The sequence below is a fragment of the Streptococcus oralis genome (assembly GCF_001579525.1).
GTDB classification, from domain to species: Bacteria; Bacillota; Bacilli; order Lactobacillales; family Streptococcaceae; genus Streptococcus; species Streptococcus oralis_M.
In genome coordinates, this window is the sequence record NZ_KQ970788.1 from 353,833 (window position 1) to 366,566 (window position 12,734).

Below are 12,734 nucleotides of genomic sequence, written 5' to 3' on the forward strand. Positions count from 1 at the left end.
ATGTTGCTTTCTCACTCCCCCTTCAGCGCTTCAAATTTCGCTTTCATAGTTGGATTTTTTCGGGTCAATTTTTTGACTGAAACATCTTCCAATTTGTTATTAGCGAGGCGGAGTTGGTTTTCGGATGTGGTTAGGAATTTCTTAACCTCTTCCATGCGTTTGATGGCCTTATCAATTTCGTCGATGGCTTTACCAAAGTTAGTTGAAGCTGAATTGTAGTTCTTGGCAAAGGCTAGTTTAAAGGCATCCAAATCTTCCTCAAAGTGAGTGATATCAATGTTTTGTTCACGGACAAGTGCCAACTCTTGCTTATATTTCAAAGAATTAAGCGCAGCATTTCGCAGGAGACCAATCAACTGGATGAAGAACTGAGGACGGACCACATACATCTTTTCATACTCGTGGCTAACGTCAACAATCCCTGTGTTAAAGTAGTCGTTATCTGATTCTAACATAGTCACCAAAACTGCATACTCACAGTTCTTCTCCCGACGGTCCTTGTCCAATTCCTTGTAGAAGTCCGCATTCTTATGCTTCTTCTCTGTTCCGTCTGCTTCATTTTTCATCTCAAACATGATGGAAATGAACTCTAGACCATTTTCATCAAAATCACGGAAGATAAAGTCACCCTTAGAGCCACGCGCAGAGACCTTGTTATCCTTCTCAAAGTAGGCATTTGGAAAGGCAAAACTACGAACCTTGTTAAACTCACTCTCTGCATACTGTTCCAAACTTTCCCCGATAGCTTTTGTGGATTGTTGAGCTTTGAAATTCTTGTAGAATTCGACTTGTTCACTAGCTGCCTTGAGCTGGGCTTCATAGTTTTGTTTAACAGAAGCAAGAGAAAGCTCATTTTCTTTTTCTTGCAAGAGGAGCTGATTTTTAACCTGATCCCGTTCTTTTTCTAAGTCAGAAAGGGTCTTTTGCAGTTGATTTTCATGCTCCAAACGCAAGGTAGCCAATTGGTTTTCCAAGGCCTGTACTTCCTTGTCCTTTGCCAATAAAGCCTGATGACTTGTCTGTTCAACTTCTTTCTTGGCCAACTCTTTCTCTGTATCAAAGTTTTGGATTTGACTCTGCAGTTGCGCAATTTCTTGGTCCTTTTGAGCCAGTTTAGTCTGTTGTTCATTCATAGCCTTCTGCTCAGCCAAGGCCAGCTCCTGCTTCATGCGATCGTGTAATTCCTTATCAAACTCTGTCGTTCTCACTTGAGATATGAGTTCGGCATACTGGCTTTCATTTACTGTAAAGACTTCCCCACAGTTGGGACATTTGATTTCGTTCATAACTTTCCTCTTTCTAGACTTCTGTAACCATTATATCATGCCTGAGGGAAAATCAAAAACAGTGAGTCGAAACCCACTGTTTATCTCTTTTACTTAAATTTTTTCCAAGGCCAAACGCAAGTCTTCAATCAAATCCTCTACATTTTCAAGACCGATCGACAAGCGAATTTGGTTTGGTGTTACACCTGCTGCTTCTAGGTCTTTTTCTGACAACTGACCGTGAGTGGTTGTCGCAGGATGGACAACAAGAGATTTGGCATCTGCTACGTTTGCAAGGTCAGAGAAGATTTCCAGATTATCAATCACCTTGCGAGCTTCTGTCTCTCCACCTTTAACATGGAAGGTAAAGATTGAACCAACACCTTTTGGCAAATATTTCTCAGCCAAGGCATGATAAGGACTGTCAGCTAGTTTTGGATAATTTACCTTCTCTACCTTAGGATGGTTGACAAGGAAATCAACAATTTTCTCTGCATTTTGCACATGACGTTCAACACGAAGAGAGAGAGTTTCAAGCCCTTGGAGCAAGAGAAAGGCATTAAATGGCGACAAGGCAGCACCTGTATCACGGAGCAATTGAACACGAACAGCGATAATAAAGGCTACTGCACCCACATCCCGAGTATAGCTCAAGTTATGGTAGCTCGGATCTTCCTCAACAAATTGAGGGAATTTTCCTGAAGCTTCCCAGTCAAAACGACCGCTATCGACAATCACTCCTCCAATAGTCGTACCATGCCCACCAATAAACTTAGTTGCTGAGTGAATGGCAATATCTACACCGTGAGAGAAGACATTAATCAAATATGGTGTGGCAAAAGTGTTGTCCGAAACGAGAGGAATCTGGTGTTTATGCGCAATCTCAGCCAATTTTTCCAAGTCAGGAATGTTAATCAAGGGATTCCCCAAGGTTTCAATCAAGACAAGCTTGGTATTGTCATTGATAGCTGCTTCCACTTCTTCCAAATTATCCACATCGACAAAGGTAGTTGTGATTCCATAACGAGGAAGGGTTTCCTTCAAGAGGTTGAAGGTCCCACCGTAAATAGTTGACGCAGCCACCACATGGTCACCTGCGTGAGCAAGCGCCAAAATAGTGTAGGTTACAGCAGCCATCCCTGATGCTGTCGCTAGTGCTCCAACACCACCCTCAAGAGCAGCGATTCTTTCTTCAAATGCCGCTGTTGTAGGGTTGGTAATACGAGTATAGATATTCCCTGGTTTTCTCAAGGCAAACAGATCGGCACCTTCTTGCGTGTCATCAAAAACGAAGGATGTTGTTTGATAAATCGGTACTGCACGAGACTTAGTTGCCGGATCAACTACTTGCCCAGCATGTAATTGTAGGGTTTCAAATTTAAAATCACGAGTCATATGACGACCTCCAAATAGCTTCATTAGGGATATTGTATCATCTTGGGCTAGTCTTTTCCAATACCGTTTTTCTATATTTTGATATAAGGAACAACTATGACTAGTCTTACATATCAAACAAAAAAGCACGATTAACTCGTGCCCGTTTTTTAATCGACATAAGTATCTTCGTTTTTATTGAGGAAGGCGTATGGCAAGCCCATCAAGAGACCTCCTCCGATAAAGTTTCCGACAAAGGTTACACCCCAGTGACGAAGAATATTAGGTATGTCAAAATTAGCAATTGAATCTGCTGCAACACTAAACTTAACAATCGCAAAAGAAGCAAAGTTCGCAGCAATGTGTTCGTTTGTTAAGAATACAAACATGTAAATTGCTGACAAAACAAGCCAAAGTTTGGCCCCACCATCTTTCACCAAAACAAATGAAAGAATGGCAATGTTTACAAAGATATTGGCTAAAATACCTTCAAGCAAGACTAACTCATTGGAACGGCCTAACTTCATCTCTACAACTCCTGAAATGAAGCTATCATGTGTTAGATTTGCATAGGCTGCTGAGTGGGCAAAGCCCCAACCTGCTATCAAAGCTCCGATAAGGTTGAACAAGGTACAGTAAAGTAAAATCTCAGCTGTTTTTCTCCAAGAGATTTTTTTCAAGAAACTACCAGCTGTCAAAAACATCATATTCGAAGTTACCAGCTCAGCATTCAAGAAAACAATGTAGGCCAATCCCCAAGCAAAAACAAATGGGAAGAGGAAACGTCCACTACCTGGAGCGATCTTATTAATCAAGTCAGCCCCAACCGCACCCGCAGCCGTACTAAATGTTAGAAAGGCACCTGCAAACATGGAACGAATCGCATACTTAAACTTGCTTTGGCTATAAAGACTTTCTTTCTTCTTGCAAGCAAATTCAATCTTTGAAATAAATTCTGAAGAGACCATAAACAACTCCTAAACTTTTATTTGTGATAATTATAACATAATTCTTGTTTTCTAGAAAGCGTTTTCTGTGAATTTCTAAAATATTTATCTTAAAAATCTATATCGTAAGCATTCCTGTCCTTTTTCATAAGAACTATTTTGATCCTATTTTGTTGACATAAAAAACCAGTGAAATAGCACTTCACTGATTCATTCATTCTTAATAACGTTGTCTATACGGTTGATTAAAGGCCTTCAAAATATCCTCAGAAGTCTCAGAATAAGCTTTTGATTCTTTAAAGATACCTTTGACAATTATACGCTCGGTCGCATTATAATCAACACAGGTAACCAAAGTAATCTCCTTTACGCCATCACGATCTTCAATTTCATCTACACGGTCCGGTGTAACACGTTTAACTTCTGTAATCTCATAAGTATAAACTTTATCCTTATCCGTCAGGTAAATTTTCATACCTGCTTTGGCATTGACCAAAGGTGAGAAGAGCATTTGACTGGCATTTTCAGCAGTAAAGATATGGTGACTGGCTAGAGAATAGTTGCCTTCTCCCATTTTTTGGTCTTGTTTCATGGTCCCTGCTCCGTAGAACAAGTTTACATTATCCAACCCTTTGAAAATAGGGAGGTTAATCTCCACTTCGGGAATAGCAATACCTCCAATAACGGGAAGTTTCTGAGCATCCCATTGTGAAGCCAATACAGCTTCAGATGAAATAGACTTAACAGAGTCAAAATCAAAATTTCCTTCGGTTTTTAGATTTTCATCTATATTTTCCTTAGTGACTTGATTGACTTGGTATTTATTGGTATTCCAGACCAAAAAGAGATCGCGAATCTTTGAATTAAAAATTAAAGCTAGCGATAAAAGAATTAAGAAACCCGCTAAAATATTGATAAATAGATTTCTGCGCTTGTTTTTCTTACTCTTTTTATTTTTCGTTCTTCTATGAGACATTATGCTTCACCTTCTGTTTCAATTTCAGTCCCAACTTCTTCTTTTTCTGCCGCAGCAACCGTTGTAAAGGTCACAATCTTAGCATCCTGATCTAGACGCATCACCTTAACTCCCATAGTTGAGCGTCCAGTTTGTGAAATATTGGCAACATTTGTACGGATCATGACACCTGTATCTGTGATAATCATCAGGTCTTCATCCCCCTTAACAGTGAGGAGACCTGCCAGAGGACCATTCTTCTCAGCAACATTAGCTGTCTTCATCCCTTTACCACCACGGCCTTTGGTAGGGTATTCCGTAGCAAGTGTACGTTTACCATATCCTTTTTCAGTGATGATAAGAACTTCGTCTTGGTTTGTAATCACGCTAGCGCCAACTACTGTGTCACCCTCACGAAGATTGACTCCTCGAACACCTGTCGCGATACGGCTCATGCTACGAACAGCTGATTGATTAAAGCGAACAGCATAACCAAACTTGGTACCAATGATAATATCCGTATCTTCTTCTGTCAGCAAGACATTAATCAATTCGTCTTCATCTTTGAGATTCAAGGCTTTCAGTCCATTTTGACGAATATTAGCGAACTCTTTAACACTGGTTCGTTTCACGACACCGTGACGGGTTGTGAAGAAGAGATAGGCGTCATCACTACGTTCAGACTCAACGTTGATGATGGTCTGAATACTCTCACCTTCGTCCAACTTCAATAGATTGACAACTGGCAAGCCCTTAGCAGTACGACCGTATTCAGGGATTTCATAACCTTTCAGTCGGTATACGCGCCCTTTATTGGTAAAGAAGAGCAGATGATCATGGGTGCTGGTTGAAACCAACTCACGCACAAAGTCATCATCCTTAACTCCCGTACCTTGGACTCCTCGACCACCACGTTTTTGAGCAGTAAACTCACCTTGGTCCAAACGTTTGATATAGCCCTTGTTAGATAGGGTAATCAAGACATCAGTTTCTTCAATCAAATCTTCATCTTCAAGAGTTAAGACTTCACCGACCATCAACTCCGTACGACGTTTGTCACCAAACTTGCGTTTGACTTCGTCCAATTCTTCTTTGATAATTTGAGCCACGCGCTCAGGTTTGGCAAGAATATCAGCCAAATCTGCAATCAAGGCAATTAATTCATCATATTCAGACTGAATCTTATCACGTTCCAATCCTGTCAAACGACGAAGACGCATATCAAGGATGGCTTGAGTTTGACGTTCAGAAAGCTTGAACTTGCTCATCAACTCAGCTTGCGCTTCCGCATCTGTTTCACTGGCACGAATGATACGAATCACTTCATCGATATGGTCAAGTGCAATTAAAAGACCTTCTAAGATGTGCGCACGCGCCTCCGCCTTTTCCTTGTCAAAACGAGTACGGCGAACAACCACTTCTTTTTGGTGCTCGATATAAGCATCCAAAATTTGACGAAGGGACAAGATTTTTGGCACACCATTTTCAATCGCCAACATGTTGAAACCAAAGTTGGTCTGCATCTGGGTCATCTTGAAGAGGTTGTTAAGGATAACGTTGGCAGACGCGTCGCGTTTAACCTCGATTACAAAGCGAACGCCTTCACGGTTGGACTCATCACGTACGGCTGTAATGCCCTCAATTCGTTTTTCCTGAACCAAGCGAACAATATGCTCATGCACCTTGGTTTTATTAACCATATAAGGGAATTCCGTTACAACGATACGCTCACGACCCGTCTTAGTGATTTCAATCTCTGTACGAGAACGAAGGACAATGGAACCTTTACCAGTCTCATAAGCCTTATGAATACCTGATTTCCCCATAACAAGAGCACCAGTCGGAAAATCTGGACCAGGCAAGACTTCCATCAAGTCCTTAGTCGTCACTTCAGGATTATCCATAACCAACTTCACTGCATCAATGGTTTCACCCAAGTTGTGAGGTGGAATATTGGTTGCCATCCCAACGGCGATACCCGTTGCTCCATTGACCAAAAGGTTTGGAAAACGAGCTGGCAAAACCAAGGGTTCACGTTCGTTAGCATCGTAGTTGTCTACGAAATCAACTGTGTTTTTATTGATGTCACGAAGCATTTCAAGAGCAATCTTGCTCATACGTGCCTCAGTGTACCGCTGCGCGGCAGCACCGTCCCCGTCCATAGAACCAAAGTTTCCATGCCCATCAACAAGCATGTAACGGTAGCTCCACCACTGAGCCATACGAACCATGGCTTCGTAAATTGAGGAATCTCCGTGTGGGTGGTATTTACCCATAACATCCCCTGTAATACGGGCTGATTTTTTATGAGGTTTGTCTGGTGTAACACCTAGTTCATTCATTCCGTAAAGAATACGACGGTGAACAGGTTTTAAGCCATCTCGAACATCAGGAAGGGCCCGCGCGACGATAACGCTCATGGCGTAGTCGATAAAGCTGGTCTTCATCTCCTTTGTCAGATTGACATTCACTAAATTTCTATCCTGCATTCATAAATGCCTCATTTCACTATTAGTAATTAGATATATTATACCATAATTTGTCCTTCATTTCAGTCTTTGAAAACCACTAAAACGTTTACATCGATAACCGAATAGAATATTCGTGACAAAGCTTTTTAAAAGTGATAGAATGAAATTGTCTGGGGATTCCCCTAAAAAAAATGAAGGAGATGTTTAGATAATGACTTCAACTAAACAACACAAAAAAGTGATCCTTGTTGGTGACGGTGCAGTAGGTTCATCTTACGCTTTCGCACTTGTTAACCAAGGAATTGCACAAGAGCTTGGAATTATCGAAATTCCACAATTACACGAAAAAGCTGTTGGTGATGCGCTTGACCTTAGCCATGCCCTTGCCTTCACTTCACCTAAAAAAATCTACGCTGCTCAATACTCTGACTGTGCAGACGCTGACCTTGTTGTTATCACTGCAGGTGCTCCTCAAAAACCAGGTGAAACTCGCCTTGACCTTGTAGGTAAAAACTTGGCTATCAACAAATCAATCGTAACACAAGTTGTTGAATCAGGTTTCGATGGTATCTTCCTTGTTGCAGCTAACCCAGTTGACGTTTTGACTTACTCAACTTGGAAATTCTCTGGATTCCCTAAAGAACGTGTTATCGGTTCAGGTACTTCACTTGACTCAGCACGTTTCCGTCAAGCCCTTGCTGAAAAATTGGATGTAGACGCTCGTTCAGTTCACGCTTACATCATGGGTGAACACGGTGACTCAGAATTTGCCGTTTGGTCACACGCTAACATCGCTGGTGTAAACCTTGAAGAATTCCTTAAAGATACTCAAAACGTTCAAGAATCTGAATTGATTGAATTGTTCGAAGGTGTTCGTGACGCTGCCTACACAATCATTAACAAAAAAGGAGCTACATACTACGGTATCGCTGTAGCACTTGCTCGTATCACAAAAGCAATCCTTGATGACGAAAATGCAGTACTTCCACTTTCAGTCTTCCAAGAAGGTCAATACGGTGTTAAGAATGTCTTTATCGGTCAACCAGCTGTTGTTGGTGCACACGGTATCGTTCGTCCAGTAAACATCCCATTGAACGATGCTGAAACTCAAAAAATGCAAGCATCTGCTAAAGAATTGCAAGCTATCATTGATGAAGCATGGAAAAACCCTGAATTCCAAGTTGCTTCTAAAAACTAATGAAAAGAAGGTTCTCAAACATGGGAACCTTTTTCTTTTTGCCCCAAAGCAATAAAAAAAGCCTACTGACCAAGCTAGAAAGCTTGATACAATAGGCTTTTTGAAAATTCATTATTTAACAGCGTCTTTAAGAGCTTTACCAGCTTTGAATGCTGGAACTTTAGAAGCTGCGATTTTGATTTCTTTACCAGTTTGTGGGTTGCGACCTTTACGTGCAGCACGCTCACGAACTTCAAAGTTACCAAAGCCGATCAATTGAACTTTTTCACCAGCTGCAAGGTATTCAGTTACTGCTGCAAATACAGCATCAACTGCTGCTGCTGAATCTTTCTTAGTCAATTCTGTAGCTTCTGCTACTTTAGCGATCAAATCTTGTTTGTTTGCCATGTTAACAAATCCTCCAAATAATTTCTAATTAACAAATATAATCATATCCTAAAATCGGCTATAGGTCAAGTCAAAAACACTATTTTGACCATTTTTCTCTATTTTTTTAGGAATTGTAGCGAATTAGAACCGCCCAAGCATTCTCTCCAGTATGAGTTTGAATAATAGAGCCAGTTTCCAATACAGAGATTGGTTTCTCAACATAAGGTTGCAATAATGCCTTCATCTCATTCGCCAATTCGTTCGTTCCAGCATAGGAAATTCCAATTTCTGCAACTGATTTTTGGGAAAGAGTATTGGTTAATTCCTCAAGCCACTTTTTGAAAGTTTTCGCTCCACGTCCTTTGGCGATTGGTTGGAGTTCGTGGTTTTTCATCTGCATTACTACACGAATATTCAAGAGGGAGCTTAGTAATCCTGTCACACGTCCAATACGACCACCCTTAACTAAGTTTTCTAGCGTCGAAACACCGATATAGAGTTCTGTATGATTTTTGACGTCCTCTACATGAGCTAATATCGTTTCTAAGTCTTTACCCTCTTTAGCAAGTTTTGCGGCTTCAACAACTTGGAACTTCATCGCTTGATCTGTAAAGGAACTATCAATAACCGTTACATCAGCAGTTGAGAGGCTTGCCCCTTGTCGAGCAGCTTCCACAGTTCCAGACAAGGCATGGGACATGTGAATGGCGATAATTTGACTGCCGTCTTTACTTAGTTCTTCAAAGACTTCAGCAAACACTCCCACAGGGGGCTGGCTTGTTTTAGGCAAATTCTTACTTTGTTGCATAAGATGAAGGAATTCTCCCTCTTTCAAATCTGCATCCGAATAAAGCACGCTATCAATCATAACTGATAGAGGGACAACAGTGATATTTAATTCTTTAACTACTTCTGGTTCGATAGTAACAGAAGAGTCCGTTACAATTTTTACTTGTGTCATAATTCAATCTTTCTAGTCTTCTCGATAGGATTGGGATTTTCTCCTTTATTATATCAAAAAAATGATAAAAAATCATAAGCGATCCGATGAAAAGAACTGAATTTTTGGTATAATCTATCTATAGAAAAGTGAGGAACAGCCATGATTCGAAAACTTCAACCGATTATCACTATTATTTTTGGAGCCGCTATCTATGCCTTCGGTCTTACTTACTTTGTTGTTCCTTATCATTTATTTGAGGGAGGGGCGACAGGTATTACCTTGATTACCTACTATCTTTTTAAGATTCCTGTCTCATTGATGAACCTCTTGATTAATATCCCTTTATTTATCCTGGCTTGGAAAATATTTGGACCTAAGACCCTCTACTCTAGCCTTCTAGGATCTATTTCACTTTCCGTTTGGCTAGCAATCTTTGAGCGCATTCCTTTGCACATCGACTTGCAAGGGGATCTCATCATTGTCGCTTTAGTCTCAGGAGTCTTACTGGGGGTTGGTTTAGGAATTATCTTTAATGCTGGTGGAACCACTGGTGGTTCAGATATTGTTGCTCGTATCCTCAACAAATACACCAATATTTCGATTGGTAAATTGCTCTTTGGGATTGACTTTTTTATCCTAATGTTGATTTTGATTATCTTCCAGGATCTTCGTCTAGTTACCTATACCCTCTTGTTTGACTTTATCATCGCTCGTGTTATCGACTTGATAGGCGAAGGAGGTTATGCTGGTAAAGGATTTATGATTATTACCCAATATCCTGATCAATTGGCCAAAGAGATTAACGATGAACTCGGACGTGGCGTTACCTTTATATCTGGTCAAGGCTACTACAGCAAAAAGGACTTAAAAATTATCTACTGTATCGTCGGTCGAAACGAAATCGTTAAAATGAAGGATATGATTCACAAAATTGATCCTCAAGCCTTTATCACCATCACTGAGGCTCATGAAATTCTGGGTGAAGGATTTACTTATGTGAAAGATTAAAAAAGCTGGGAATTCCCAGCTTTTATTCTTCTTCTGCGAGGGTTGAATGGCGGAACCCGTAAGTAAAGTAAATGACTAGACCAACTAGAAGAGCGATGCCAAAGGCAATCCAGGTATCTAGACTATATTGAAGCATAAAGGAAACACAGATAAAAATGGAAAGAATTGGCAAGAGTGGTACCAAAGGAGTTTTAAACTCTCCCTCTTTTGGCATACCCTTATCCTTTCTGAGTTTTATTATTCCGTAGGCTAGCAAAATGAGATAAGCTAGCGTACAAATATTTAAGAAGGCTGCAATACTGGCTAGAGGAAACACTCCTGCAGCAATAGCTGAAGCAACTCCTGTTAAGAGAGTCGCATTTTTAGGAACGCGACTAGTCTTGCTTAATTGTTTGAAACTTTGAGGTAAAAGTCCATCACGAGCTAAGCTATAAATCATCCGAGACAAAGCATAAGTCATGGAGATACATACGGTTATCAGGGTTAGAATGGCTACAAGCGAAACATAATTTGCCGCCCAGCCGATACCTATACTCCGTAATGAAAATGCTACTGCATCGTCCACATTGAGCTTACTGTAGTGAACAATCCCTGTCAATACTAAGGTTACCAAAGCATAGAGAATGGTGACGATTGTCAGAGAAAGCACTATTCCGCGAGGAATATTTTTTTGCGGGCTTTGAATTTCATCAACTGCCATGGAAATAGACTCAAATCCGAGAAAACCAAAGAACATCAAAGATGCACCCGCCATAATCCCAGTACTTCCACCATATAGTTGACCAAAACCGAAGGGAGCAAAATTCGTCCAATTTTCTGGCTTGATGTACCAAATACCAACTAGGATAAATAAGGCGAGAGCTGAGAATTTCAAGACCACTAAAAGCGAATTAAATCTCAAAGCTGCCTTAGAATTTAATAAAACCAATCCCGTTACCAATGTCAGTACTAAAATAGGCAAAAGATCGATATAGGTTCCCTGTTCAGGATTAAAGGTTCCATTTAAGGCTTGGGGCATGGAGATACCATAATTACTGAGCAATCCCTTAAAGTAAGCTGCCCAGCCAGACGCCACACCTGAAACAGCCGTCATGAATTCCATGATGGTCAACCAGCCAGCAATCCAGGCTGGCAATTCTCCTAAAATCGCATAGAGGTAACTATAAGCACCACCAGTTGCAGGCACACGAGAGGCAAATTCTGCGAAGAAGAGGGCTGATAGAGAAACACACAGAGCAGAAATCACAATGGAAATCACTAGTGATGGACCAGCTAGTGTAGCCGCTGCTGTTCCAGTAATGGTGAAAATTCCCGTTCCCACCATGGCACCAATTCCTAGTAAAATCAAATCCCATAATTTCAAATGGCGATGCATCTCTGTCTGTCTCAGACTAACATCCTTGGTTCTAAAAATATTCATATTTTATCTCCACTAAATGTAATTGTTTTATTTTACCATATAAAAGTATTTTTGTGAATATTTATTAGGTTATTTTTTGAAAAAAATTCTGAACAGAAGGGATTCCTGTTCAGAATTTGCATTTTTACCCACTGATTCTTTCAATTTGTTACTTATCAAGCGAGTAGGCTCAACAGTATACTCCATTGAAAGTTTTTTGGGGATTTGAGATTTTTTAAACTTCAAAGTAAGGGAACGGACGGTCACTATCTAAAGGACGATTTGGAACTTCTTGTTCCAAAATAGCGCACCAACCTGATACCAATTCTTCAAAAGTCAGTTGTGCTTCTGGAGAAGCCGTTGTCAGCTTCCGTCCAAACCAAGCCATGGTTGCAGTCTCAAACTGAAGCATGGCGTACTCGATTACTGGTACATTTGCCTCTTCATAATTCTCATTTACTGCACGTGCCACACCTGGTGCTTGTGGAAGGAGTTGATTGCTGATTTTATCAATAACAGTCTCATCCATCTCTCTCCATGAAAGAAGTTGACCATTTACCTGATAAAAGAGCTCAAAGGTTTCTTGATTTTCCTTGAAATTAGCAAGAACAAAAGCGCGTTCTACCGACTCAGGACCACCAGCAGCTTTTACAGCATTTATCAAGAGGTTTTGTTCCATTTGTCGCCAATAATCATCTGCTTCTTCTGATAAATCAACTGTAAAAGGTGGAACAATTTCCTCGACAGGAATTTCACCTTTATTCGCTTTTTCAACATTACCAAATAATTTTTTTAAGAATCCCAT

At 40.5% G+C, this 12,734-nt stretch carries 11 protein-coding genes; 2 read left to right on the top strand and 9 right to left on the bottom strand.

What is annotated here, in order from left to right; all coding sequences use genetic code 11:
* Nucleotides 1–11: 11 nt before the first annotated feature.
* From SORDD25_RS01705 to gyrA, 5 genes are all read right to left on the bottom strand, one after another.
* Nucleotides 12–1,286 (bottom strand): DUF2130 domain-containing protein, encoded by a 1,275-nt coding sequence (locus tag SORDD25_RS01705; RefSeq protein ID WP_061852391.1) that lies wholly within the window; start codon nt 1,284–1,286, stop codon nt 12–14.
* A gap of 93 nt (nt 1,287–1,379) precedes the next feature.
* On the bottom strand, nt 1,380–2,660 hold the full coding sequence (locus SORDD25_RS01710; protein WP_061852392.1) for an O-acetylhomoserine aminocarboxypropyltransferase/cysteine synthase family protein: 1,281 nt from the start codon (nt 2,658–2,660) through the stop codon (nt 1,380–1,382).
* 149 nt (nt 2,661–2,809) lie between these two features.
* Nucleotides 2,810–3,607 (bottom strand): formate/nitrite transporter family protein, encoded by a 798-nt coding sequence (locus tag SORDD25_RS01715; RefSeq protein WP_000254787.1) that lies wholly within the window; start codon nt 3,605–3,607, stop codon nt 2,810–2,812.
* 199 nt (nt 3,608–3,806) lie between these two features.
* Nucleotides 3,807–4,562 (bottom strand): class A sortase, encoded by a 756-nt coding sequence (locus SORDD25_RS01720; protein ID WP_061852393.1) that lies wholly within the window; start codon nt 4,560–4,562, stop codon nt 3,807–3,809.
* Complete coding sequence (gyrA, locus tag SORDD25_RS01725; protein ID WP_061852394.1) at nt 4,562–7,030, bottom strand: DNA gyrase subunit A; 2,469 nt, start codon at nt 7,028–7,030, stop codon at nt 4,562–4,564. Before gyrA ends, SORDD25_RS01720 begins: the two co-directional genes overlap by 1 nt.
* A 193-nt stretch (nt 7,031–7,223) precedes the next feature.
* On the opposite strand from gyrA, the gene SORDD25_RS01730 reads away from it, so the two are divergent.
* Nucleotides 7,224–8,210: an L-lactate dehydrogenase gene (locus tag SORDD25_RS01730; RefSeq protein ID WP_061852395.1), complete on the top strand. Its 987-nt coding sequence runs from the start codon at nt 7,224–7,226 to the stop codon at nt 8,208–8,210.
* 111 nt (nt 8,211–8,321) lie between these two features.
* Here the strand turns inward: SORDD25_RS01730 and SORDD25_RS01735 are convergent, their stop codons facing one another.
* Nucleotides 8,322–8,597, bottom strand: coding sequence for an HU family DNA-binding protein (locus SORDD25_RS01735; protein WP_001284636.1), 276 nt, complete (start codon nt 8,595–8,597; stop codon nt 8,322–8,324).
* Nucleotides 8,598–8,703: 106 nt separating this feature from the next.
* Nucleotides 8,704–9,540, bottom strand: a complete 837-nt coding sequence (locus SORDD25_RS01740; protein ID WP_061852396.1) for a DegV family protein — start codon at nt 9,538–9,540, stop codon at nt 8,704–8,706.
* A 141-nt stretch (nt 9,541–9,681) separates the two neighbouring features.
* On the opposite strand from SORDD25_RS01740, the gene SORDD25_RS01745 reads away from it, so the two are divergent.
* Nucleotides 9,682–10,530, top strand: a complete 849-nt coding sequence (locus SORDD25_RS01745; RefSeq protein ID WP_044020617.1) for a YitT family protein — start codon at nt 9,682–9,684, stop codon at nt 10,528–10,530.
* A 22-nt stretch (nt 10,531–10,552) separates the two neighbouring features.
* Here the strand turns inward: SORDD25_RS01745 and SORDD25_RS01750 are convergent, their stop codons facing one another.
* Complete coding sequence (locus SORDD25_RS01750) at nt 10,553–11,950, bottom strand: APC family permease (protein WP_061852397.1); 1,398 nt, start codon at nt 11,948–11,950, stop codon at nt 10,553–10,555.
* A 214-nt stretch (nt 11,951–12,164) separates the two neighbouring features.
* Nucleotides 12,165–12,734 (bottom strand): hypothetical protein, encoded by a 570-nt coding sequence (locus SORDD25_RS01755; RefSeq protein WP_061852398.1) that lies wholly within the window; start codon nt 12,732–12,734, stop codon nt 12,165–12,167.

Bases quoted from the DNA above. Each gene is read 5' to 3' on its own strand.
- SORDD25_RS01705 (WP_061852391.1), bottom strand. From the start codon at position 1,286: ATGAACGAAATCAAATGTCCCAACTGTGGGGAAGTCTTTACAGTAAAT.
- SORDD25_RS01710 (WP_061852392.1), bottom strand. From the start codon at position 2,660: ATGACTCGTGATTTTAAATTTGAAACCCTACAATTACATGCTGGGCAA.
- SORDD25_RS01715 (WP_000254787.1), bottom strand. From the start codon at position 3,607: ATGGTCTCTTCAGAATTTATTTCAAAGATTGAATTTGCTTGCAAGAAG.
- SORDD25_RS01720 (WP_061852393.1), bottom strand. From the start codon at position 4,562: ATGTCTCATAGAAGAACGAAAAATAAAAAGAGTAAGAAAAACAAGCGC.
- gyrA (WP_061852394.1), bottom strand. From the start codon at position 7,030: ATGCAGGATAGAAATTTAGTGAATGTCAATCTGACAAAGGAGATGAAG.
- SORDD25_RS01730 (WP_061852395.1), top strand. From the start codon at position 7,224: ATGACTTCAACTAAACAACACAAAAAAGTGATCCTTGTTGGTGACGGT.
- SORDD25_RS01735 (WP_001284636.1), bottom strand. From the start codon at position 8,597: ATGGCAAACAAACAAGATTTGATCGCTAAAGTAGCAGAAGCTACAGAA.
- SORDD25_RS01740 (WP_061852396.1), bottom strand. From the start codon at position 9,540: ATGACACAAGTAAAAATTGTAACGGACTCTTCTGTTACTATCGAACCA.
- SORDD25_RS01745 (WP_044020617.1), top strand. From the start codon at position 9,682: ATGATTCGAAAACTTCAACCGATTATCACTATTATTTTTGGAGCCGCT.
- SORDD25_RS01750 (WP_061852397.1), bottom strand. From the start codon at position 11,950: ATGAATATTTTTAGAACCAAGGATGTTAGTCTGAGACAGACAGAGATG.
- SORDD25_RS01755 (WP_061852398.1), bottom strand. From the start codon at position 12,734: ATGGGATTCTTAAAAAAATTATTTGGTAATGTTGAAAAAGCGAATAAA.